Annotated in this window: 24 protein-coding genes; 6 read left to right on the forward strand and 18 right to left on the reverse strand. The window is 64.0% G+C overall.

Annotated features, from left to right (window positions below; translation table 11 throughout):
- The first annotated feature begins 69 nt into the window (after positions 1 to 69).
- From CKW09_RS11705 to bioD, 3 genes are all read left to right on the forward strand, one after another.
- Positions 70 to 960, forward strand: coding sequence for a LysR family transcriptional regulator (locus CKW09_RS11705; RefSeq protein WP_095097352.1), 891 nt, complete (start codon positions 70 to 72; stop codon positions 958 to 960).
- Between the two features lie 158 nt (positions 961 to 1,118).
- Complete coding sequence (gene mlc / locus CKW09_RS11710) at positions 1,119 to 2,336, forward strand: sugar metabolism global transcriptional regulator Mlc (protein WP_095097355.1); 1,218 nt, start codon at positions 1,119 to 1,121, stop codon at positions 2,334 to 2,336.
- Between the two features lie 147 nt (positions 2,337 to 2,483).
- Entirely contained in the window at positions 2,484 to 3,152 is a 669-nt protein-coding gene (gene bioD / locus CKW09_RS11715) for a dethiobiotin synthase (protein WP_061795621.1), read from the forward strand.
- A 5-nt stretch (positions 3,153 to 3,157) separates the two neighbouring features.
- On the opposite strand, the gene CKW09_RS11720 is transcribed toward bioD, so the two are convergent.
- Positions 3,158 to 3,652 (reverse strand): DUF2938 family protein, encoded by a 495-nt coding sequence (locus tag CKW09_RS11720; RefSeq protein WP_061795622.1) that lies wholly within the window; start codon positions 3,650 to 3,652, stop codon positions 3,158 to 3,160.
- A gap of 70 nt (positions 3,653 to 3,722) precedes the next feature.
- Between CKW09_RS11720 and CKW09_RS11725 the strand changes: the two genes are divergently transcribed.
- Positions 3,723 to 4,115, forward strand: a complete 393-nt coding sequence (locus CKW09_RS11725; protein WP_049241177.1) for a helix-turn-helix domain-containing protein — start codon at positions 3,723 to 3,725, stop codon at positions 4,113 to 4,115.
- On the opposite strand, the gene clcB is transcribed toward CKW09_RS11725, so the two are convergent.
- The 5 genes from clcB to CKW09_RS11750 form a co-directional block, all read right to left on the reverse strand.
- On the reverse strand, positions 4,112 to 5,413 hold the full coding sequence (gene clcB, locus CKW09_RS11730) for a voltage-gated ClC-type chloride channel ClcB (protein ID WP_095097358.1): 1,302 nt from the start codon (positions 5,411 to 5,413) through the stop codon (positions 4,112 to 4,114). The genes CKW09_RS11725 and clcB overlap by 4 nt on opposite strands.
- 126 nt (positions 5,414 to 5,539) lie before the next feature.
- Complete coding sequence (gene osmV, locus CKW09_RS11735; protein ID WP_061795624.1) at positions 5,540 to 6,679, reverse strand: osmoprotectant ABC transporter ATP-binding protein OsmV; 1,140 nt, start codon at positions 6,677 to 6,679, stop codon at positions 5,540 to 5,542.
- Positions 6,679 to 7,326 (reverse strand): osmoprotectant ABC transporter permease OsmW, encoded by a 648-nt coding sequence (gene osmW / locus CKW09_RS11740; RefSeq protein ID WP_061795625.1) that lies wholly within the window; start codon positions 7,324 to 7,326, stop codon positions 6,679 to 6,681. Before osmW ends, osmV begins: the two co-directional genes overlap by 1 nt.
- Before the next feature lie 8 nt (positions 7,327 to 7,334).
- Positions 7,335 to 8,243: a glycine betaine ABC transporter substrate-binding protein gene (locus tag CKW09_RS11745; protein WP_061795626.1), complete on the reverse strand. Its 909-nt coding sequence runs from the start codon at positions 8,241 to 8,243 to the stop codon at positions 7,335 to 7,337.
- A 14-nt stretch (positions 8,244 to 8,257) separates the two neighbouring features.
- A complete protein-coding gene (locus tag CKW09_RS11750; protein ID WP_095097361.1) occupies positions 8,258 to 8,974 on the reverse strand; it encodes an ABC transporter permease in 717 nt (238 codons plus the stop codon).
- A 509-nt stretch (positions 8,975 to 9,483) separates the two neighbouring features.
- Here CKW09_RS11750 and CKW09_RS11755 point away from each other — a divergent pair.
- Positions 9,484 to 10,974: an MDR family MFS transporter gene (locus CKW09_RS11755; protein ID WP_061795628.1), complete on the forward strand. Its 1,491-nt coding sequence runs from the start codon at positions 9,484 to 9,486 to the stop codon at positions 10,972 to 10,974.
- A gap of 40 nt (positions 10,975 to 11,014) precedes the next feature.
- Here the strand turns inward: CKW09_RS11755 and CKW09_RS11760 are convergent, their stop codons facing one another.
- Both CKW09_RS11760 and CKW09_RS11765 read right to left on the reverse strand, forming a co-directional pair.
- Complete coding sequence (locus CKW09_RS11760; RefSeq protein ID WP_095100135.1) at positions 11,015 to 11,314, reverse strand: DUF1161 domain-containing protein; 300 nt, start codon at positions 11,312 to 11,314, stop codon at positions 11,015 to 11,017.
- Positions 11,315 to 11,403: 89 nt separating this feature from the next.
- The gene (locus CKW09_RS11765; protein WP_061795629.1) at positions 11,404 to 11,769 is read right to left on the reverse strand and encodes a DUF1283 family protein; all 366 of its coding nucleotides are present in this window, start codon (positions 11,767 to 11,769) and stop codon (positions 11,404 to 11,406) included.
- A gap of 149 nt (positions 11,770 to 11,918) precedes the next feature.
- Here CKW09_RS11765 and CKW09_RS11770 point away from each other — a divergent pair, with 149 nt between their 5' ends.
- Positions 11,919 to 12,245, forward strand: a complete 327-nt coding sequence (locus tag CKW09_RS11770) for a YnfA family protein (RefSeq protein ID WP_061795630.1) — start codon at positions 11,919 to 11,921, stop codon at positions 12,243 to 12,245.
- 34 nt (positions 12,246 to 12,279) lie between these two features.
- Here the strand turns inward: CKW09_RS11770 and ydfG are convergent, their stop codons facing one another.
- The 10 genes from ydfG to CKW09_RS11820 all read right to left on the reverse strand — a co-directional run bounded on the left by ydfG (position 12,280) and on the right by CKW09_RS11820 (position 23,195).
- Positions 12,280 to 13,029: a bifunctional NADP-dependent 3-hydroxy acid dehydrogenase/3-hydroxypropionate dehydrogenase YdfG gene (ydfG, locus tag CKW09_RS11775; protein ID WP_061795631.1), complete on the reverse strand. Its 750-nt coding sequence runs from the start codon at positions 13,027 to 13,029 to the stop codon at positions 12,280 to 12,282.
- 135 nt (positions 13,030 to 13,164) lie between these two features.
- Complete coding sequence (locus CKW09_RS11780) at positions 13,165 to 13,686, reverse strand: GNAT family N-acetyltransferase (protein WP_061795632.1); 522 nt, start codon at positions 13,684 to 13,686, stop codon at positions 13,165 to 13,167.
- A 98-nt stretch (positions 13,687 to 13,784) separates the two neighbouring features.
- A complete protein-coding gene (locus tag CKW09_RS11785; RefSeq protein ID WP_061795633.1) occupies positions 13,785 to 15,233 on the reverse strand; it encodes an MFS transporter in 1,449 nt (482 codons plus the stop codon).
- A gap of 168 nt (positions 15,234 to 15,401) precedes the next feature.
- Positions 15,402 to 17,723, reverse strand: coding sequence for a TonB-dependent Fe(3+) dicitrate receptor FecA (fecA, locus tag CKW09_RS11790; protein ID WP_095097363.1), 2,322 nt, complete (start codon positions 17,721 to 17,723; stop codon positions 15,402 to 15,404).
- Positions 17,724 to 17,833: 110 nt separating this feature from the next.
- A complete protein-coding gene (fecR, locus tag CKW09_RS11795) occupies positions 17,834 to 18,790 on the reverse strand; it encodes a ferric citrate uptake sigma factor regulator FecR (RefSeq protein WP_095097366.1) in 957 nt (318 codons plus the stop codon).
- On the reverse strand, positions 18,790 to 19,311 hold the full coding sequence (gene fecI / locus CKW09_RS11800; RefSeq protein ID WP_061795636.1) for a ferric citrate uptake sigma factor FecI: 522 nt from the start codon (positions 19,309 to 19,311) through the stop codon (positions 18,790 to 18,792). Before fecI ends, fecR begins: the two co-directional genes overlap by 1 nt.
- 92 nt (positions 19,312 to 19,403) lie before the next feature.
- Positions 19,404 to 20,483 (reverse strand): ABC transporter ATP-binding protein, encoded by a 1,080-nt coding sequence (locus tag CKW09_RS11805; RefSeq protein ID WP_061795637.1) that lies wholly within the window; start codon positions 20,481 to 20,483, stop codon positions 19,404 to 19,406.
- Entirely contained in the window at positions 20,483 to 21,436 is a 954-nt protein-coding gene (locus CKW09_RS11810; protein WP_083950346.1) for a carbohydrate kinase family protein, read from the reverse strand. The genes CKW09_RS11805 and CKW09_RS11810 overlap by 1 nt, the downstream gene beginning before the upstream one ends.
- A gap of 21 nt (positions 21,437 to 21,457) precedes the next feature.
- Positions 21,458 to 22,297, reverse strand: coding sequence for a carbohydrate ABC transporter permease (locus tag CKW09_RS11815; protein ID WP_061795638.1), 840 nt, complete (start codon positions 22,295 to 22,297; stop codon positions 21,458 to 21,460).
- Positions 22,287 to 23,195, reverse strand: coding sequence for a carbohydrate ABC transporter permease (locus CKW09_RS11820; RefSeq protein ID WP_061795688.1), 909 nt, complete (start codon positions 23,193 to 23,195; stop codon positions 22,287 to 22,289). The genes CKW09_RS11815 and CKW09_RS11820 overlap by 11 nt, the downstream gene beginning before the upstream one ends.

Genomic DNA, 23,195 nt, shown 5'->3' on the forward strand with positions numbered 1-23,195 from the left:
GACAAAATGATAGGGAGCGGGGATTTTTTTGTCTAATATATTAATAATTCAAATTAAGACGTTTTGCATATGAATATCGAATTGCGACACCTGCGTTACTTTATCGCCGTGGCGGAAGAGCTGCACTTTGGTCGCGCCGCCGAGCGGTTGCGCATCTCGCAGCCGCCGCTCAGCCAACAGATCCAGGCGCTGGAGGAAATGGTCGGGGCGCGGCTGCTGGCGCGCAATAACCGCAACGTCAGCCTGACCCAGGCCGGGGATATGTTCCTCAGGGAGGCTTACCAGGTGGTCGATCAGGTCGCGCGCGCGGCCGAGAAGGCGGCGCGGCTGGAGCGCGGCGAACTGGGCGAGCTGACCATCGGCTTCACCTCTTCCGCGCCCTTTATCAGCTGGGTGTCGCGCAGCCTGCGGACTTTTCGCCAGCAGCATCTGCAGGTGCATATCAAGATGCGCGAGATCAACACCAAGCAGCAGATTGAACCGCTGTTGAATGGCGAACTGGATCTGGGCGTCATGCGCAACACCCGCCTGCCGGACGCGCTCAAGCACCAACTGCTGCTGTGCGAGCCGCTGGTGGCGGTGGTGCCGGAAGGGCACCCGTTAACCCGGGTGGCGCCCGGCGCGCTGCGTTTTCAGCAGCTGGCCGAAGAGCCCTTCGTGTTTTTCTCGCGCGAGGTGGGCACCGCGCTGTATGACGAGATCCTGCTGCTGTTGGACAAGGCGGGCATCACCCCCTACATCACGCAGGAAGTGGGCGAGGCGATGACCATCATCGGCCTGGTGGCTGCCGGGCTGGGCGTCTCTATTCTGCCGGCGTCTTTCAGCCGGGTGCGGATCGACGGGGTGAAGTATCTGCCGCTGGCGGAACCGGATGCGATGACCGAAGTTTGGCTGGTGCATCATCGCCAACGGCCGCTGACGGCGGCGGCCAAATCGCTGATGGCGCTGATGTTGCCCTGAGCCGTGGCTGAGCAAATAAAACGCGATCCGGCGGCGAAACGCAGCGAATTTGTGCTGCAAATCACATAACGAATCAAATAGTTGACGCTGTATTACAAAAGCCCCACCATAGCCTTTAGTCTTTATTTAGAAGCGCGAAAAATAGTAGGAGCAGGTTTGTGATTGCGGTTGGGCAACCTGGGCATATCGATCAAATCAAGCAGACCAATGCGGGGGCGGTTTATCGGCTTATCGATCAGCTGGGCCCGATTTCGCGCATTGAACTGTCAAAGCGCGCGCAGCTGGCGCCGGCCAGCATCACCAAGATCGTGCGCGAGCTGCTGGAAGCGCATCTGGTCAAGGAAACCGAGTATCAGGAAGTCGGCAGCCGCGGCCGGCCGGCGGTTGGCCTGGTTCTGGACACCGAAGCCTGGCACTACCTTTCCGCCCGCATCAGCCGCGGCAGCATCACGCTGGCGCTGCGCGACATCAGCAGCAAGCTGGTGGTGGAGGAGCAGCTGCCGCTGGCCGCCGAACACCGCGATCCGCTGCTGAAGCGCATTCTCTCCGAAGTCGATCAATTCTTTATCCGCCACCAAAGCAAGCTCGAACGATTGACGGCGATCGCCATCACCTTGCCCGGCATTATCGACGTGGCGTCCGGCGTGGTGCACCGCATGCCGTTCTACGACGCGCTGGAGATGCCGCTCGGCCCGGCGCTGGAAACCCGCACCGGCCTGCCGGTCTATTTGCAGCACGACATCAGCGCCTGGACCATGGCGGAAGCGCTGTACGGCGCGTCGCGCGGCAGCCAAAACGTCATCCAGGTGGTGATCGACCATAACGTCGGCGCCGGCGTGATCACCGGCGGCCGCGTGCTGCACGCCGGCAGCCACAGCGTGGTGGAGATCGGCCATACTCAGGTCGATCCCTATGGCAAGCGCTGCTACTGCGGCAACCACGGCTGCCTGGAAACCGTCGCCAGCATCGAGAATATGCTGGAGATCGCCCAGCAGCGCCTCGGCACCTCGATGAGCTCCAGCCTGCACGGCGCGCCGCTGACCGTCGAATCGCTGTGCGACGCCGCGCTGGCGGGCGATCAATTGGCCAGGGACATCATTCTTGGCGTCGGCCATAGCGTGGGGCGCATTCTGGCGATCATGGTCAATCTGTTCAATCCGGAAAAAATTCTGGTGGGTTCGCCGTTGAATCGCGCGGCGGAAATTCTGCACCCGGCCATCGCCTCCTGCATTCGCCAGCAGTCGCTGCCGGCCTACAGCGAACAGGTGCAGGTGGAGTCCACCCAGTTCTTCAATCAGGGCACCATGCCCGGCGCGGCGCTGGTGAAGGAAGCCTTGTACAACGGTTCACTGCTGGTGCAGCTGTTACAGGGCTGACATCAGAACTTCTTATTAATTAACGACAAAAGATTGAGCTATCTCAAGCCCCGCGCTTTCCGTATCCCCTAGAATTTTCCCGTTCGACTTCCTCGCCGCACGGCCGGCGATACTTTAGTTAACGGAGCATTCCGGGGCATTTCTTTCATGTTAAAGCGTTTATTTGTTACAGGAACGGATACCGACGTCGGTAAAACCGTCGTTTCCCGTGCGTTGATGCAGGCGCTGGCGGCGGACGGCCGCTCGGTGGCCGGCTATAAGCCGATTGCGGCGCGCTGTCAGGAAACCAGCGCAGGCATTCGCAATAAAGACGCTTTGGTTCTGCAGGCCTCCTCGACCTTGCCGCTGACCTACGACGAGATCAACCCCATTACCTGCCTGGATGAGGTGTTCCACGCGCACGCCACCGACGACATCAACTACGGCCTGATGAGCCGCGGGCTGCAGGCGCTGTCGGCCCGGGCGGACACGGTGGTGGTGGAGGGCAGCGGCGGCTGGCGGGTGCTGATGAACGATCTGCGCCCTTACGCCGAATGGGTGGTGCAGGAACAGCTGCCGGTGGTGCTGGTGGTGGGCATCAAGCTGGGCTGCGTCAGCCATGCGCTGCTGACCGCGCAGTCGATCCTCAACGACGGCTTGCCGCTGCTGGGCTGGGTGGCCAACCGCATCAACCCGGGTCTGGCGCACTATGCCGAAACCATCGCGGCGCTGCAGCAGCGCCTGCCGGCGCCGTTGTTGGGTGAAATTCCGTACCTGCCGCGCGCGGAGCAGCGCGAACTGGCGCACTACCTCGACATTTCCGCGCTGCTGCGCTAGCGCGCTCAGGCCAGGAAAGGGGCCAACAAATGGGCGGAGACAAGCAGCCCCAGGCCGTACACCGTATGCACCAGCAGGCTGATAATGCGGCTACGCGTCGGATTGGGGGTGTTCGCCGCCGCCACGCCAAAGCCCAACGCCGGCTGCATCACGAAGAAGGGCGCCGCCAGGCTCAGCCAGCCGCTCAACAGCGCGACGAGCGGCGTCGGCGCTGCGTACCACGCGATGCCCGCCAAGCCGAGCGGGATAAAGGCGAAGGCGACGCCGATCGCGTAGTGCAGCAGCCATCCCATCGCTTTTTCTCCCCGCCGCACCGGCGCCGCCATGATCGGAGCGTGATAAAACCGGCCGTCGAACAGGCCGATAAACCAGCGGCCGACCAGCGCGTAGTTAAGGGGCGGGATGCCCAGCACGCGCTTTTGCACGATGGCCCACAGGTCGGTGCACAGCGTGGCGCCCACCCCGGTCAGCACAATCATCAGTAAAATTTCTGTCGTCATTTTCGTGTCCTTAAAGTCCCTCATGGTGTAATGTGCGCACAGTGTGCAACTTAAAGTCGACTTCAAGTCAATGGAAAAAGAACTGGATATTGGCGAGGTGGCGCGTTTGAGCGGCATCGCGCCCTCGGCGCTGCGGCATTACGAGAAAAAAGGGCTGATCGCGTCGATAGGCCGCAACGGTTTACGTCGCCAATACGCCGCCGGAGTGCTGGATCAACTGAAGCTGATCGCCCTCGGGCGGCTGGCGGGATTTACGCTGGATGAGATCGCCTCACTGTTTGACGAGCGGGGGCGCATCGCACTCGATCGCCGGCTGCTGGCGGCACGGATTGAAGAACTGGATCGCACCCTGCGCCGTCTGGGGCAGGTGCGCGCCGGTTTGCAGCACATGGTCGATTGCCCTGAACCGGAACACCTACAGTGCCCGCAGTTCAGGAAGTTGCTGCAGCAGGGCGAGTTTTAAGCCTCGCGTTTGGGCGGTGGTGCGGTGTGGTATACCGATACCGGCCGCAGGCCGCGCGACACGGTGGTGGCGATCACGCAGGCGAGCAGAATGCCCGGCAGCAGGGCGTATTCACCGGTCATTTCGAACACCATCAGCGCCGCCATGATCGGCGCATGGGTGGTGGCGGCCAGCAGGGTGGCCATGCCGGTCAGCGCCAGCAACAGCGGCACGGCAGCGCCCAGTTCCGGCCAGAAGCCGCACAGCTGGCCGATCACCGAACCGAGCGCGGCGCCGACGAACAGCGTCGGGGTGAATACCCCGCCGGGCGCCCCTGAGCCGCTGCTGGCGAGGATCGCCAACAGCTTGCACACCAGGATAGCGCCCAGCAACAGCACGCCGGGCGGCGCGACGAGCAACGACTGCACCACGCTGTAGCCATTGCCCCAGACCTCAGGGAACAGCAAAGAGAGCAATCCGACGATCAACCCGCCCAGCGCCAGCTGCAGCGGCGGCTTCAGCCGCAGCGAGCGAAACGCCTGGCCGCTGGCCGACATCGCCCACAGAAACAGCGGGCCGCAGGCGCCGGCCGCAACGCCCACCAGCGCCATCAGCAGATACTGCACCGGCAGCGGCGCGGCCAGCGGCTCCACCAGATACAGCGGCGCCTGGCCGCCGTTGAGCAGGTTGGTCATCAACAGCGCGCTCACGGCGGCGATCACCACCGGGCCGAGCGACGCCAGCATCAGGGTGCCGAACAGGATCTCGGCGATAAACAGGCTGCCCGCCAGCGGGGCGTGATAAGCGCTGGCCATCCCGGCGGCGGCGGCGCAGGCCACCCACAGCTTCCACTCTTTCTCCTGGGTAAACCGCTGGGCGAACACCGAGCCGACCAGCGCCGCCAGCAGGATCATCGCGCCTTCGCGGCCGATGGCGCTGCCGCTCGACACCACCAGCAGCGACGCCAGGCACTTGACCAGGCTGGCGTTGACGTCCAGCTTGCCGTTGCCGGTTTCGATCGCTTCCATATAGTCGGTCGGCGCCGCCGGCCGCTGGTGACGATAGCGCTGATAGACGAACAGCAGCAAACCGGCCGCCAGCCCGCCCAGCGCCGGCGTGAGCGCGCGCCGCCAGCCGGGCAGCGCGGCGGCGGCGGCCACCAGGCTGCCGTCGCCATTACCGAGCAGCAGCCATTCCAGGCCGATCATCGAACGGTGGAACAGCCAAACGGCGAATGCGGCGGCGATGCCGAGAAACACGGCGATGAGCAGGCTGCGCAGCAGGGCGCGGTAGTGGTGCAGGTGGACCAGTCTTTTCATGCGTCGGCAAAATTTGGTGAAAAATGAAAGGGTCGGCCGAACATTGTGCTTGGCGGCCCGGCCGAAGGCCAGCGAATCTTTATGCGGCGCAGGGGATTGCGGGGGCGAGGAACGCCCCCGGCGGCGTTATTGCGGGTTCAGCGCCCGGCGGGTGCGGCCGGAGCTGAGGTAGTCGGCGATGTAATCCTGTGAGATTTCGCCGCTGTAGCGGCCTTCTTCATCGACGATCGGCATCCACGAGGTGTTGTGTTCATACAGCTTCGACAGCACCACGCGCAGGTTTTCCTCGGCTCGGGCGGTCACGCGGAAGCGGTGCAGGCTGTCGGCGCACACCCCCTGAGCGCCGCGCGCCTCGCGGCGCTTGACGAAGCCCAGCGGTTTGCCGTCCTCGTCGACCACCGTCACCGAGCGGGCATCGATATCGTCCATCAGCCCGAATGCCTGGGCCAGCGGCGTATCCTTGCGCACCGTCACCGTTTCCTGTTGGTCGGTCACATCGCCGGCCTGCACCAGCAGCAGGCGTTTCAGCGTACGGTCCTGGCCGACGAAAGAGGCGACAAACTCGTCCGCCGGCCGCGCCAGCAGCTCATCGGCGCTGGCGTTCTGCACGATCTTGCCCTGGCGGAATACCGCGATGCGGTCGCCCAGCTTCAGCGCCTCGTCGATGTCGTGGCTGACCAGCATTACGGTTTTCTTCAGCTGGCGCTGCATGTCGAGGAACTCGTTCTGAATGGTCTCGCGGTTGATCGGGTCCACGGCGCCAAAGGGTTCGTCCATCAGCAGCACCGGCGGATCGGCCGCCAGCGCGCGGATCACCCCGATGCGCTGTTGCTGCCCGCCGGACATCTCTTTCGGGTAGCGGTGCAGAAAGCGTTTCGGATCCAGCGCCACCATGCTCATCAGCTCTTCGGCGCGGGCGCGACAGCGTTTTTTGTCCCAGCCGAGCATGCGCGGCACCACGGTGATGTTTTCTTCGATGGTCATGTTGGGGAACAGGCCAATCTGCTGGATCACGTAGCCGATTTTGCGGCGCAGGCTGACGGTATCCAGCCCGCTGGTGTCTTCGCCGTTGATCAGGATGGTGCCGCTGGTGGGGGCGATCAGTCGGTTGATCATTTTCAACGTGGTGGTTTTGCCGCAGCCGGAAGGGCCGAGCAGCACGCACATTTCGCCTTCCGGCACTTCCAGGCTGACGTTGTCGACGGCGTTGAAGGTTTTGCCGTTCTTCTGCATAAACTGTTTGGTCAGATTTTCTAATTTAATCATTATCGAATCCCCTTGGGCGTAAGCGCAATTTGCAAGCGGTGCAACAACCAGTCGAGGACGATAGCCAACAGGCTGATCATCACCGCGCCGGTAATCAATTGGCGGATATCGCTGCTGCTGATGCCGTTGAGCAGCAGCAGGCCGAGGCCGCCGGCGCCGATCACCGCGGCTATCGCCATCACCCCGATGTTCATCACCACCGCGGTGCGAATGCCGCCGAAAATCACCGGCAGCGCCACCGGAATTTCCACCCAGCGCAGGCGCTGCCAGAAGGTCATGCCGATGCCGCGGCCGGCTTCGCGCAGCCCGCCGGGCAGGTTGTCGAGCGCGGTGTGGGTATTGCGCACGATCGGCAGCAGCGAATACAGGAACACCGCGGTGATCGCCGGTACGTAACCGATACCGTGGCCGACCAGCGAGAACAGCGGGATCATCAACCCGAACAGGGCGATGGACGGAATGGTCAGTACGATGGTGGCCAGGCTGAGCACCGGCGTGGCCAGCCACTTGTGGCGCACGATCAGGATGCCGAGCGGCACGCCGATCAGGATCGCCATGCCGACGGCGACGCCGACCAGCAGCAGGTGTTCAAGCGTCAGACCGCCGACGTAGGCCCAGTTTTGCCAGGCGTAGATTAAGGTATCCATCGTGCCTCCTAGATTAGGCCGCGCTGCTTCAGGAACGCGTCGGCGACCTGTTGCGGCGTCTGATATTCAATATCGACTTTGGCGTTGAGCTCGGTAATAACCTGATTATTGAACTGTTTGGACAAGGTGTTCAGCGCCTGCTCAAGCCCCGGGGTGTTTTTCAGCACCTCGGCGCGCACCACCGGGGTGACGGCGTAGCTGGGGAAATAGCCCTTGTCGTCTTCCAGCACCTGCAGATCGAAGCCCTTGACCCGGCCGTCGGTGGTGTACACCAACCCGGCGTCGACGAAGCCGTCGCGGATGGCGTTGTACACCAGCCCCGGATCCATTTGGCGGATCTGCGGGCGGTCCAGCGGCATGTTGTACAGCTGCTGCATCGGTTTCAGGCCGTCGGAACGGCCGGCGAACTCCAGGTCCAGACCCAGCATCCAGTTATGTTTCGGATCGGTGCGCCGCACCTGCTCCACCTTGGCGACCAGCTGGGACAGGGTGCGGATCTGCTCTTTCTCGGCGCGTTTGCGCTGCATGGCGAAGGCGTAGGTATTGTTCATGTCCGCCGGCTGCAGCCACACCAGGCCGAGTTTGGCGTCGAGCTTTTTCACCGTGTCGTAGGTTTCCTGTGCCGACATGCGCTTATTGATGTGGTTGAAGATGATCAACGAGGTGCCGGTGTATTCCCACGTCATGTCGATCTGTTTGTTGATCATTGCATTGCGGGTGATTACCGTCGCCAGGTTGGTTTTGGGCTGTACCTGGAAGCCCTTGGCCTGCAGATATTGCACGGTAATGGCCGACAGAATGCGCTGCTCGGTAAAGTTCTTGCTGGCCAGGGTCAGCGGGGCGGCCCAGCCGCCGGCGCTGACGAGCAGCAGGGAGAGCAGCAGCGCGTTCCGGGTTCGTAGCAACCATGTCGCCATAGCGTTTTCTCCTGTCAGGATGCGGTGTGCGGGCTGAGCCAGCGGCCCAGGCCGGCGAGCGCCAGATCGAGCAGCAGCGCGATCAGCGCGGTGGCGGCGGCCCCGAGGATCAGGGTGGGGAAATCGTTCAGGTAGATGCCCGGGAAGATCAGCTCGCCGTAGCTGCTGGCGCCGATCAGGAAGGCCAGCGGCGCGGTGCCGACGTTGATCGCCATCGCGATGCGCACCCCGGATAAAATCACCGGCAGCGCGTTGGGCAGCTCTACCTGACGCAGGCGTTGGCCGGCGGTCATGCCGATGCCGTTGGCCGCCTCGATCAGCGCCGGCGGCACCGAGCACAGCCCGGAGTAGGTGTTGCGCACGATCGGCAGCAGCGAGGCCAGGAACAGCGCCACGATCGCCGGCTTGTCGCCGATGCCGATGATCACCATCGCCAACGCCAGCACCGCCAGCGGCGGCAGGGTGTTGCCGACGTTGAAAACCTGCATCACGTATTCGGCCCAGCGGCGGGCGAACGGGCGGCTCAGCAGAATGCCGCTGGGGATGCCGACCAGCAGCGACAGCAGCATCGAACAGCCGACCAAAAACATATGCTGCTTGCCGAGATACGCCAAATCTTCCTGGCGCCCCTTGATGGTGTCCCAGCCAATGCCGTACACCAGCAGGGCGATGACGGCGATAAACAGCAGGCCGCCGAGGGCCAGGCGCTGGTATTGCGCTGACTTTTGCATGATGTTGCGTCCTCCGTTATGCGGAAGGCCGACGGCGCGGCGCGGTTCCACTCTGATTGTTACCCACTGCCGCGGACGGCGTGGCGGTACAAAACGGGCGTTTCGCATGAGGTTGCGATATCGAGCGAAGGGGCGTTCGGCATGGCATGCTGAACGGTGGCTCAATACGTGAATTTATCAGCATAAGATGCTGACAATTAAATTTCGGAAAGCACGAAGCGCAATGGCCGCGGCTAGGAAAAGGTATAGCATCCTGCGGTTTTGCATGACAAGTTTCATGAGCAAAATCAGGTGATTGAGCGGGCGTTTATTTTCGTCTCAGGCCGCATCAGCGCTGGGGCGAGGGCGAATTGAAAAAATTTCGCCTCCTGTGCGTTACGCCGTAACTATCGGTTCAAATGGTGCGTTTTTCGTCAATAAAAACAGAGAAGTGGACGTCGGTAACGGCGCGCTTGCGCCGCGCTGGTATAAACTGGTGAAAACAAAAGCCGGAATCGAATCGCAACGCCATGACAACTCACGCTTCATCTGCAGCCATCGCCCACCGTCCGCTGATCCTCATCGCCTGCATGCTGGCGATGTTCATGTCCGCTATCGAGGCCACCATCGTCGCCACCGCCATGCCGACCATCATCGGCGATCTCGGCGGCTTCTCGCTGCTGGGGTGGGTGTTTGCGGTTTATTTGCTGTCGCAGGCGATCACCATTCCCATCTATGGGCGGCTGGCCGATCTCTATGGCCGCAAGCGGGTGTTTTTCTTCGGCGCATCGCTGTTTCTGCTGGGATCGGTGCTGTGCGGCTTCGCGCCTGACATGTATTGGCTGATCGGCTTCCGCTTGCTGCAGGGGCTGGGCGCCGGCGCCATCATGCCGATCGCCTCCACCATTATCGGCGATATCTACAGCGCCACCGAGCGGCCGAAGGTGATGGGCTACCTGTCCAGCGTATGGGGCGTATCGGCGATCGCCGGGCCGCTGCTGGGCGCGTTTATCGTGCAACATCTGCCCTGGGCGCTGGTGTTCTGGGTCAATCTGCCGATCGGCCTGCTGGCGATGTTTTTCCTGTGGCGTTTTCTGCCCTCGCATCAGCAGCTGCGCAAACACGCGCTGGATATGGCGGGCACCGCCTGGCTGACCCTGTTCGTCTCGACGTTGCTGCTGGCGCTGCTGCAGGTGGAAACCTTCGGCTGGTGGGTGGTGCCGCTGCTGGCGCTGTCGGCCGCCGCCCTGGCGTTGCTGATCCGTCAGGAACGCCGCACCCCGGAGCCGCTGTTCCCGCTGGCGCTGTGGCAAAGCCGGGTGATCGTCGCCGGCAACATCGGCGGTCTGGTCATCGGCGCGGCGATGATGGGCATCAGCGCCTTTCTGCCGACCTTTATTCAGGGCGTGATGGGCGGCACGCCGCTGGAAGCGGGCACCACGCTGGCGCTGATGTCGATAGGCTGGCCGCTGGCCAGCACGCTGAGCGGCCGCCTGATGCTGTTGACCTCTTATCGCACCACCGCCTTGCTGGGCGCGCTGCTGCTGTTGGCCGGCGGGCTGATCCTGCTGATGCTGCAGCCGCACGGCGGGCTGCTGTGGGGGCGGGTGGCGGCCTTTATGGTCGGCGCCGGCATGGGGTTATGCAACACCACCTTTTTGGTTTCGGTGCAAAACGCGGCGCATTACAGCATCCGCGGCATCGCCACCGCCTGCACGGTGTTTACCCGCATGATGGGGTCGGCCATCGGCACCGCCATTTTAGGCGCCACGCTGAACGTCAATCTGCAGCTGCGGCTGCCGCAAATCGCCGATCCGGTGCAGCAGCTGATGGAGCCGGCGACGCGTCGCGCCATGGCGCCGGACATGCTGGCCCACCTGACGCAGCAGGTGGCGGCTTCGCTGCACTGGGTATTTCTGGCGTCGGCGTTGGTTTCGCTGTTGGCGCTGGCGGCGGCGATGCTGATCCCGGCGCGCTGCAGGCCGCAGGGCGAAGGCGAAGAGGCGGAACAACAGGCCTGAGGGAGAGAGGGCGCAACGCTGGTGCGCCCTGAGGTCGCTGTTACTGCGGGTTTGGGGTGTCCTGGCTGGTGCCGGTCTGCGCCGCGTCACCGCTGTCATCCCCGTTGTTCAAACGGGTGTAGACGATCTTCTGAGTGTCGTTTTCGCAATGGCCAACCACCTGGCCGCCGGCCTGATCGGCCTGATCGTTAGGCACGATGTCCAGCTTGAAGCCGGATTCGGGTACGCCGTTATTGACGATTTTTTGCGAAATTTCCGCCTTCACGCTTTCGCAAGACGCCAGGGCCGCCAGCGGCGCACCGGCCAGCAGCAGTGCAGCTAATACAAGCGTTTTTTTCATCATGTCGTCCTTATTTGACAATGAACTTCCTCTATCAGCATAGCAGCAACGGCCGCCGAGTTTAACGCTCGCGGCCGGCCGCCGGCGGATTAAGGATTAATCCGACGCCCGGTTTGGCGATCCAGACATTTGCGGGTACCCGGCTCCCAATAGGCATTGACGTTGGAACTGTCGTTGCAGCGATCTTCGTCGTCGGCCGCGCGGTCGACCTTGTCGAACTCTTTCTCCACGCGGGTGTTAACCTTGTGGCGCAGGGATTTGGTATCATTCCACTGCTCTTTGCTCTGCCGCGCTTCTTCCGTGCTCATCGCGCCGTTTTTGCCGTCGACGGTGACGCAGGTGCTGCCCTGGGTGCAGGTGGCGGCCAGCGCCGGGGCCTGCCAGGCGCCGATCAGCGCCAGCAGGGCGATCGGCAGCATGCCGCGCAGCAGTCGTTGGGTCGAAAGTGTTTTCATCGTTTCATCCTTATAAGTTAGTGTGGCCTGATGATGGCGACACCGGCGTTACCTCGCCCGCAGGCGTACTGGACAATATACCACCGTGCCTTTGGGCTGCACCAGTTAAGCGCCGTTTCGTTTAATTTACCGAGAGAAAACCGTTCCCGATGTTAAAAACCACGCTGCTGTTTTTCGCTACCGCTCTGGCCGAAATAGTCGGCTGTTTCTTGCCCTACCTGTGGTTGAAGAAGGGCGCCGGCGCCTGGCTGCTGCTGCCGGCGGCGGCCAGCCTGATGCTGTTCGTCTGGCTGTTGACCCTGCATCCGGCGGCCAGCGGGCGCGTCTATGCGGCCTATGGCGGCGTGTACGTGGCGACGGCGTTGCTGTGGCTGCGGGTGGTGGACGGGGTGAAGCTGTCGGCGCTGGACTGGCTCGGCGCCGGGGTGGCGCTGGCGGGGATGCTGATTATCGTTGCCGGCTGGCGCGCCGCCTGAGCCAAGGCGGCGGGGTCGCCCCCGCCGCACGGGATCAGGACTCGCGGTGAATGCTCAAGCCGGCGAACGACTGGCTGACCGGCATCATTTCCAGCGTGTTGATGTTGACGCGCGCCGGCAGGGTCGCCACCCAGAATACCGACTCGGCGATATCCTCCGGCGTCAGCGCGTCCGCGCCTTCGTAGGTCTTGCCGACCTTGCCGCCGTCGCCCTTGAAGCGCACGTTGGAGAACTCGGTGCCGCCCACCAGGCCCGGCTCGATGTCGGTCACGCGGATGCGCGTGCCGTGCAGGTCGGCGCGCAGGCCGAGGCTGAACTGCTTGACGAACGCCTTGGTGGCGCCGTAAACGTTGCCGCCGGCGTACGGCCAGTTGGCGGCGGTGGAGCCGATGTTGATCACGTGGCCGAGATTGCGTTCCACCATGGCGGGCAGCAGGGCGCGGGTCATGTTCACCAGCCCTTTGGTGTTGGTGTCTATCATGGTTTCCCAGTCGTCGGCGTTGGCCTTGTGCGCCGGTTCCAGCCCCAGCGCCAACCCGGCGTTGTTGACCAGCACGTCGATCTGGCGCAGCGCGGCCGGCAGCGCCTCAATCGCTTGCTGAATGGCGGCGCGGTTGCGCACGTCCAGCCGCACGATATGCAGCGCTTCGCCCAGCTCATCCTGCAACGCCTCCAAACGTTCGATACGGCGGCCGGCGGCAATGACCTGGTGGCCTTCATGAATGAAACGGCGCGCGATAGCTTCGCCGAAACCGGAGGTGGCGCCGGTGACAAAAATGATCATGTTGCTGTTCCTCAACTGTTTTTACCCTACATCCGCATATCATTAGCATAAACCCACACGCAGTGGCAGCGGTTATCGCGGCGGAAAGAGAAAAAGGCGAAAACCGGGCCGGCGAAGCGGCCCGTTAGCGGGGGGTTACAGCTGTGGGGGCAGGTGGTACACCACGCAGTCGTACTTGATGTTTTCGCGGCGGCCGGCGACGACGCCGCCCAAAGACTCCGCGATGCGCCGGCTGGGGGCATTCTGCTCGGCCACCGGATAGAGGAAATGCTGCGGCCGGTAGCGTTCGCTGGCCCACAGGGCCATCGCCTGCACGATTTCCCGGCCATAGCCCTGGCCATGCAGGCTTTCTTTCACCCAGATGCCCAGCTCCGGCGTAGCGCTGTGCAGATTGTGCACGCCGCCCATGCCGACGAACCCTTTGCCGTCGCGCAGGCGGGCGATAAACATCGCTTCCTCGCCTTCGCGGATCAGCGGCAGCCAACCTTGCCAGACGTTGGCGAACGCTTCCGGCGACTCTTCCGGCTCAAAATTCATAAAGCGCGTCAACGTAGGGGTAATCGCCTGGTAAACATCGTCGGCGTCTGCTGCGGTGAAAGGGGCAATCAACAAACGGTCGGTGTCAACGCGGCACTGAGAAAGGTCACTGTGATTCATTATTATTACCTCGCTTTTCAGGCCTGAAACGGCAAAAATCCGCCCCCGGAAAAATGAGGCGGATCGTCGATACTACGTGGATTGGCGGCAGATGCGACTTATTTTTGCTGCAGGGGCGGCGACGCATTGCCGCGCTGCGCCGGCGTAGCGGTTTTTTTCCGGCGGATTTCACTGCCGGCGTCGCGGTTGAGCGTAAAGCTGTCCACCACCGCCAGCAGGGCGACGACGCCGATCGCCACGAACGCCAGCTGGAAATCGGCCAGCGGCACGGCGGCGCTGCGGCCGGGAAACAGCATCTCCGCCAGCCGCAGCGCCAGCGCGCCGATGGCGATGCTCAGGCCGCCGCCCAGCTGCTGCGCCATATTGAACAGCGTGTTGGCGCCGTTCATCCGCGGCTGCGGCACTTCGGAAAATGCCAGGGTATTGAGGGCGGTAAACTGCATCGAACGCGTCAGGCCGCTGACGAACAACAGCGCCAGAATCAGCCAGGTCGGGGTCTGCGGCGTCAGCAAGGCGCAGGCGAAAATGGTGGCGGCATTCAGCAGCCCGTTGCCCACCAGGATGGTGCGGAACGGGAAGCGGAACAGCACCGCGGAGGTAAAGGGTTTCATCGCCAGATTGCCGGCAAACACCGCCAGTACCAGCAGCCCGGCATCGAAGGCGTTGAGGCCGAACGCCAGCTGGAACATCAGCGGCAGCAGGAAGGGCACCGCGCCGATGGCGATGCGGAACAGCGTGCCGCCCCATATGGTGACGGCGTAACTTTTTATGCGCATCGCCCACAGCTCGACCAGCGGGTGCGGGCTGCGTTTGGCGTGACGCACCGCCAACAGGCCCAGCGCCAGGCTGCCGCCGACGCACAGCACCGGCACCAGCCAGGAAAGCTGCGGATGGCTGATCAGATCCAGCCCGAACATCAGGCCGAAACAGGCGACGCCGGTCAACACAAAGCCGGGGATATCGAACGGCGCGCTCTGCTGCGCGGTTTCGCGCGGGATCAGCCTTCCTGCCAGGATCAGCGCGACCACCCCGAGCGGCACGTTGAGGATGAAGATCCAATGCCAGGAGGCGTAGGTGGTAATGAAGCCGCCGACCGGCGGGCCGAGGATCGGCGCCACCAGCGCCGGCCAGGTGATGGTGGCGATGGCCTTGATCAGATCCTGCTTGGCGGCGTTGCGCAGCACGATCAGTCGCCCGACCGGCACCATCAGCGCCCCGGCGATCCCCTGCAGGATGCGCGCGGCGGTGAACAGCGGCAGGCTGGGGCTGAGGGCGCACAGGACCGAGGCGAGGGTGAAGATGGCCACCGCGACGGAAAACACCGTGCGGGCGCCGAAGCGGTTGGCGATCCAGCCGCTGGCCGGAATGAACACCGTCAGCGCCAAAATATAGGCGGTGATGCCGATATTCATGTCTACCGGCTGCACGCCGAACGAAGCCGCCATCTGCGGCATGGCGGTGACGATCACCGTGCCGTCGAGGTTTTCCATAAACATGGCGCCGGCCACCAGCAGCGGCAGCGCGCTGGCGCGGGAAAACACGCTCATAACGGCACGCTCGTGGCGGAACGCAGGCAAATTGCAGGCATAAAAGAAATCCCGTTTCAAAAAAGCTGACGCCGGAGGAGTTTTCGAGCATAGCGCATCGGCGACGGGTTAAAAAGATGTTAATCAAGTGATAATTGGCGGGCGCAGGGCCTGCGCCCGCCGGCGGGGTTAGAACTTCACCGAGCCCTGCAGATAGACAGTGCGCGGCTGGCCGACGTACAGGCCTTTGTTGTTGTCGTCGTAGGCGCGGGTGAAGTAGCGCTGGTCAAACAGGTTTTTCACGCCAACGCCCAGATTGAGGCCGGCCATTTCCGGGCCGAAGTCATAGGCGGCGCGCAGGCCCCACAGCATATAGCCCGGAATGCGGCCGGTGCTGCCGTCGGCGCTTTCCGCCACGGTGTTGGCGTTGTCGGCGAACTGGCTGGACTGGAACTCGCCGTTGAGGTTAAACGCCCAGTTGCCCGGGGTATAGTCCAGCCCCAGGGTGCCTTTGTGCTTCGGCGAGAACGGCACCTGGTTGCCCTTGTAGGCGCCGTCCTCGCGGATGGTGGCGTTCACGTAGGCGTAGCTGGCGTAAATCGTCATGTCTGCCAGCCGCGGCGTCAGCGGCGACAGGTCATAGCGCAGGCTGCCCTCCAGCCCGGCGTGGCGGGTCTTGCCGCGCGCGGTGACGCTGTCGGTGACCTGGTTGGCGTCGTACTGGTTGTTGAAGTTGATCAGGAACAGCCCGATCTCGCCGGTCAGCGCGTCGCCGGCGTAGCGGGTGCCCAGTTCCCAGGTGCGCGCTTTTTCCGGTTCGATGTTGCCGCTGTCCACCGCCTTGCCGATCTGGCTGTATTGCACCGTGCCGAACGAGCCTTCGGTGTTGGCGTACAGGTTCCAGTATTCGTTCAGGTGATACATCACGTTAAGCGCCGGCAGGGGGGCGTTATAGCTGACGTCCAGCCGATTGTTTTTGATGTAGTTGTTCTGATACGACCGGATGTGCTCGTAGCGCATGCCCGGCGTAATGGTCCAGTCGCCGATATCGATGCGGTCATCGATATAGAACGCGTGCGCCTCGGTGCCGGACTGGGTATCGCGGTCGTACGGGCTGCTGCCGGTGGGCAGTTTGCCGCCGCTGGCCTTGCTGTAGTAACGCAGCTCGTGGGTGGATTCGCTGACGTAGCGGTAGCCTACGCCGACCTCATGCGCGGAGGATCCCCAGCGGAAGCTTTGGCTGTAGCGCGGTTCCACGCCGCGCACCCAGTATTCGCGCGGCGACAGCGTCAGGTTCTTGCCCTGATCCAGATAGCCGCTGCGCAGGGTATAGGTATAGAAGCTCTGCACGTCGAATTTATGCTGCTGGTCAGGCTGATACTGATAGCCGAAGTTCGCCAGCTGGCGGCGGCCCCAGAACTTGTCGTACGGGCGGGTCGACTGGAACGGGTTGGCGTCGTAGTCTGCCCGGCTCAGGCCGCCCGGCATCTCCGCTTCGCCCTGGTAGTATTGCAGCAGGCTGTTGAAGCTGTGCACCTGGTTGGGCGCGTAGCGGCTTTTCAGCATCACGTCGTCGATCTTGGTGGCGCTGTGCTCGCGCCAGTCGCTGCCGCGGGTGCCGGAGTAGAGCAGCGCGGCGCCGAGGCCGTTGTCGGCGGTGCCGCCGATCATCAGGTTGCCGGTGCCTTTCGGGTGATCCTGGCGGGAGGTCGGGCTGAGCTGGCCCTGCATGCCGGCCTCGATGCCGAAGGTTTGCGGAATGGCGCGGGTGACGAAGTTAACCACGCCGCCGACGCTTTGCGGCCCATAGCGCACCGCGCCGCCGCCGCGCACCACGTCGATCGCGTCCATATTGCCGAGCGAGACCGGCGCCAGCGACAGCTGCGGCTGGCCGTAGGGCGCGAAGGGCACCGGGATGCCGTCCATCAGCACCGTCGAGCGGCTGGCCAGCCGCGGGTTGAGGCCGCGAATGCCGAAGTTCAGCGCCATGTCGTGGCTGCCGGTGCCGTTATTTTCCGGCGCCACCACGCCCGGCACGCGGTTCAGGGTTTCGCGCAGGGTGGTGGCGCCGGTTTTGGCGAAGGTTTCGCGGCGCACTACGTCGCGGGCGCCGGGGTGTTCGAACACGTCAATCTGGCGGCCCTCCGCCAGCCAGTCGCCGACCACGGTAACCTCTTCTTCTTTTTTCTGCGGCGCGGGCAGCGTGACCAGCGTGTAACCCCGATTGCCGAGCGCCCTGGCCTGCAGGCCGCTGCCGGCCAACAGCGCATTCAGGCCGTCGTCGACGCCGTAGTTGCCGCTCAGCCCCGGCGAGCGTTTGCCGGCGGTCAGCGCGCCGTCGACCGACAGCGCAATGCCGGCCTGGGCGGCGAAGGCGTTCAGCGCGCCATCCAGCTCACCGGCCGGGATGCGATAAGCCGCGGCGGCGCTGGCGGCCATCGACGGCGAGGCGAACGCCAGCCCGACGGCGATCGCCAAAGGTGTAACCCGTTTTCCCCAAAAGTGGTGCATACCTTCTCCTCATCATTTTAATTATTGCTGCGGTGTTTTATCTGGAGTCGGATGAAAAACGGCAAGGGACAATCAAGAATGCGATTTTTTATCATTTTCATTTGAAAAATTCAGGCGGGGACGATTTGCAGCCAGTAGCGGGTGAAGCTTTGCAGGCGCACCGGCAGCGTCTGGCCGAGCAGGGCCAGGGCGCGATCGGTGTCGTTGAGCGGGAAGCTGCCGCTGACGCGCAGGCCGGCGACCGCCGGATCGCAGCTCAGGCGGCCGCGGCGGTAGCGTGCCAGTTCGGCAACCACCCGATCCAGCCGCCACTGGCTGACGCTGAGCACCCCGCGGGTCCAATCGTCGCTTGCCGCCGCGGGCTGTTTCGCAGCGAAGGCCCCGGCGCTGAAGCTAACCTGTTCACCGGCGTCAATCAGGCGTTTCTCCTGCGGCCGCTGCGCCAGCTGGGCTTCGACCGCATGCTCCAGCACCGTCAGCCGCGTTTCGCCGCCGCTTTCGCGCACCAGAAAATGGGTGCCGAGCGCGCGCATTGCGCCCTGCGGGCTTGCTACCCACAGCGGCCGGGCGTCGCGGCCGGTAATCAGGCTGATTTCGCCGGCGTGCAGACGGATCAGCCGTTGCTGCGCATCGTAATGCACGTCGACCGCGCTGGCGGTGTTCAGCACCATCCGCGTGCCGTCGCTGAGCACCACCGGTTTGATCTCGCCGGTGGCGGTGCGGTAGTCGGCCCGCAGCTCGCGGCCCAGCGGCGACTGGTAACCCAGCCAGCCGCCGCCCACGCCGAGCAACAGCAGCAGGCTTTTCAGCAGGGTGCGGCGATCCAGAGCCGCCTGTTTGCCGGCCTGATCGAGCGTGCGATAGCCGAATTTGCCCGGTACGCCCCGCAGCTGGCTTTGCAACGCCTCGACGCGCTGCCAGGCCCAGCGGTGAACCTCGTGCTGCTGGTGCCAGGCCTGCCACTGCCGCCGCTGGCGCGCGGTGACGTTTTCGTCGCACAGCAGGGCGAACCACTGGGCGGCCGTTTTCAGCGCCTGGCGCTGTTCGGGGGTGATCGGGGGGCTCATCAAGGTGCGGCGTTTTCGAGGCTGAACAGCAGGCAGTGTTCAGTGGCCCTGGCCATGTATTTTTTGACCGAGCTGACGGAAACGCCGAGCCGCAGGGCGATCTCGGCGTAGCCCAGGCCTTCCAGCTGCGACAGCAAAAAAGCCTGTTTCACCTTTGGCCCCAGGCCGTCGAGCATGCTGTCGATCTGCTGCAGGCTTTCCAGCAGGCATTGCCGCTGCTCCGGCGACGGGGCATAGGCTGCCGGGATCAGCGCCAGCATCTCCAGGTAGGCGCGTTCCAGCGTCTTGCGGCGGAAGAAATCGACCATCACCCGCTTGGCGACGGTGACCAGAAAATCTTTTGGCTCGCGGATCGCGGCGGCCGCATCGCTCTTCAGAATGCGCAGGAAGGTGTCCTGCGCCAGATCGTCGGCGTCGAAGGCACACCCCAGCCGGCGGCGCAACCATCCCTGCAGCCAGGCGTGATGGGTGGCGTAAAGACGCGACAGGGCGTCATGGGGGGCTGAGGCGGTGGCAGACATGATTTTCGCGTTGCTGGTCAGGAAAGATGCGCGGATAATAATTGAGAATGGTTATCGTTTCAAGTCGAGTGCCGTCCCTGGCGCGCAGACCTTCAGCTTTCGCTCAGCCGCTTGCCGCTGGCGGCGTCGAACAGGTGGACGGCGTCAATCCGGGGCGCCAGCCACAGCGGCTGGCCGGCCGCCGCCTCGATTCGCCCGGCCAGCTGCACGTGCAGCCGGAAACCGCCCCAGTCGAGGTGCAGCAGGCTGACGTCGCCCGTCACCTCCATCAGGCGCAGCTCGGCCGCCGGCGCTTCGCCGCCGTCCGCCAGACGAAAGTCATGCGGGCGCAGCCCGAGGATCACCCGGCTGCCCGGCGCCGCCCGTCGCCATTTGTCCGGCAGCGGCAGCCACAGCTCGCCGCAGCTCACGCCGTGCCGGCCATCGCGCGCGGCGACCACGCCCTCCAGCAGGTTCATCGGCGGCGAACCGATAAAGCGCGCCACGAAGGTGTCGGCGGGGGCATCGTAGATCGCCAGCGGTTTGCCTTGCTGCACGATGTCGCCGTCCTTCATCACCACGATCTGGTCAGCCAGCGTCATCGCTTCGATTTGATCGTGCGTGACGTACACCGTGGTGGTATGGAACTGCTGGTGCAGCGCCTTGATTTCGGCGCGCAGCTCCATGCGCAGCTGGGCGTCGAGGTTGGACAGCGGTTCGTCGAACAGAAACACCTTCGGGTTGCGCACCATGGCGCGGCCCATCGCCACCCGCTGGCGCTGGCCGCCGGACAACTCGCGCGGGTAGCGCTGCAGCAGCGGCTCGATCGCCAGAATGCGCGCCGCCTGCAGCACCTTGCTCTGCTGTTCGGCCCTGGCGACCTTCATCACCCGCATGTGAAACGCCAGGTTTTCCGCCACCGTCAGGTGCGGGTACAGCGCATAGCTCTGGAACACCATGGCGATATCGCGATCGGCCGGATCCAGGTCGTTGATCTTCTGATTATCCAGCAGGATAGCGCCGCCGGACAGGCTGTCCAGCCCGGCCAGCAGCCGCAGCAGGGTCGATTTACCGCAGCCGGAGGGGCCGACCAACACGGTAAAGCTGCCGTCCGGAATGGTCAGGTCGATCGGGTTCAGCACCCGCTGCCGGCCATAGCGTTTGGCCACTTGCACCAGTTCTACGCTTGCCATCAGATCATCTCCCCGGCGCAGGTTTTCAGGGTCTGCCAGTCCAGATACTGGCGCGGCGAGCTGCTGATGGCGTGGCTGGCGGCGCGGATGCCCCAGCGCAGCGCCACGGCGGCGGAGTGGCCGTGCAGGCAGGCGGTCAGGAAGCCGGCGTTGAAGCTGTCGCCGGCGCCGATGGTGTCCACCACGGCGATCGGGTGCGCCGCGGCCTGCAGCTGCCGCTCACCGCACCACAGGCGGGCGCCGTCCGCGCCGCATTTCACCACGCAGGCGGCGTCGGCCGGCTGTCGGCGGTTGAGCGTGCGGGCGGCGGTGTACAGGTCTTCGCTGCCCGCCATGCCGCAGGTTTCCACCTCATTGAGCAGCAAAATATCGCAAAACGGCAGCCAGTCGGCGATCTGCGCGCGCAGCGGTTCGCTCCAACCCTGCGGCGGCCAGCCGGTGTCGACCGCAATGCGATAGCCGCGCTGGCGCAGGGTGTGCAGCAGCGCCGGGTAGTCCGCCAGCAAGGCGGTGCACAGGAAGGTGCCGCACAGCAGCACGGTGTCGCCGCCGCCGGCGAACAGCGGGATTTGGTGCAGCACGTCGTCCTGGCTCAGGCGGGTGATATGCCCCTGATTGCTGAAGAAGGTGCGTTCGTTGTCCGGGTGGGTCACGCCGAAGGTCAGCGAGGTTTCGCAGCTGTAGGTCGGCCAGTACGGCGAGCTGTCCGGAAAAAGCTGCGCCAGCCAGGGGCTGAAGTAATCGTTGCCCTGATTGGCCACCAGCCGAAAGGGCGTTTCCAGCGCCGCCAGCGCCAGCGCGCAGTTGCCGGCCGAACCGCCCGGGCGCAGCTCGCTGCGGTCGAGCATCGCTTCGGTGCCTTTCTGCGGCCACTGCTGCAGGGTGCTCATGATCACGTCGACGTTGATATTGCCGACCACGTACAGCGTGGGTCTGGTATTGGTATTCATCATGCGAAAATTCTCCCTTTGAAATCAGCCTTTGCTGCCGCCGCTGGTCAACCCGCTGACCAGCGTCTTTTGCAGCCACAGGGCGATAAACAGCGGCGGAACGGCGGCCAAAATGCCGACCGCGGCGATCAGCCCGTCGTCGGTGGCGCGCCCGGCGGTAAAACCGGCGATGGTCACCGGCAGCGTCTGCGCCTGAATATTGCTGGTAAACAGCAGCGCGTAGAAAAATTCGTCCCAGGCCAGCAGCCAGCCGAACAGCGCCGAAGCGCCCAGCGCCGGCTTGGCCAGCGGCAGGGTAATGCGCAGCAGCACCTGCCACTGGCGCAAGCCATCCAGCCGCGCCGCCTGTTCGATATCGATCGGCAGGGCGTCGAACTGGTTCTTCAGCATCCAGGTGAGAAACGGCAGGATCAGCGAACAGTAGACCAGCACCAACCCGAGATGGGTATTGAGCAGCGCCAGCTGCTGCAGGATAAAGTACAGCGGCAGCACGAAGGCCACCTGCGGCACCATGTAAATCGCCAGGCTGGCGAACAGCCAAGCGTCGCGCCCCGGGTAACGCGAAAAGCCGAACGCCGCCGGGATCGCCAGCAGCAGCGAGATCAGCGTGGCGCCGCAGGCCACCAGCAGGCTGTTGAACAGCGCATGCAGAAACAGCGCGCCGGGTTGGCCGGGCTGCAGCGACAGCAGGCTGAGATAGCGCGAGAAATCCCAGCGGCGCGGCAGCCATTCCAGCGGCACCCGGGCCAAATCGGCGGATGAACTGACGCTCATCAGAAACAGCCACAGCATCGGCGCCAGAATCGACGCCGCCAGCAGCAGCGCGGCGCCGTAACGCAACAGCCGCCGAATATTACGCTTCATCGTTCAGGCTCCTTCCGCGCTGGCGGAACAGCATCAGCAGGTACAGGGCGATCAGCAGGCCGCACAGCAAGGTCATCAGCACCGCGTAGGCGGCGCCGCTGCCGGCGCGCAGGTAGCTGAACGACTCCTGATAGACGAAGAAGCCGAGGGTTTTGGTGCTGTCCATCGGGCCGCCGCGCGTCATCACGTAAACGATGTCGAACACCTTGAAGGCGTCGATGGTGCGCAACACCAGCGCCACCGCCAGCGGCGCCAGGATGGCGGGCAGGGTGATGGCGCGGAATCGCCGCCAGGCCGAGGCGCCGTCCAGCCGCGCCGCTTCATGCAGATCGTCCGGGATCGACTGCAGCGCCGCCAGCGTCAGCAGGGTGATCAGCGGGTAGTTCTTCCAGATGTCCGCCAGCATGACCGCGTTCAGCGCCGAGGCCGGATCGCCGAGCCAGCTGCGATACTGGCCGATCAGCCCCAGCTGGGTCAGCAGGGCGTTGATGCTGCCGTAGTCCGGATTGAAGTTCAGCCGCCACATCGTGGCGTTGACGATGGTCGGCAGCGCCCAGGGCAAAATCACCAGCGCCCGCAGCAGGTTGCGGCCGTGAAACTGTTGGTTGAGCAGCAGCGCCACCAGCACGCCGATGACGCCTTCGAACGCCACCGACACCAGGGTGAAATACAGCGTGCGCCACAGCGCGGCGCGAAAGTCCGGGTCGGTCAGGGCATACAGAAAGTTGTCCGCGCCGACCCAGGCGGGCGCCACGCCGTCGCCGACCAGCGCGGCGTCGGTAAAGCTCAGCCACAGGGTGCGGCACAGCGGCCAGGCGGTCAGCAGCAGCATCGTCAGCAGCATGGGCGCCAGCAGCACCCATGCCTGACGCCGCTCACGTTGAGGCAGTGTGAGCAT

The organism is Serratia ficaria, from assembly GCF_900187015.1.
GTDB lineage: Bacteria > Pseudomonadota > Gammaproteobacteria > Enterobacterales > Enterobacteriaceae > Serratia > Serratia ficaria.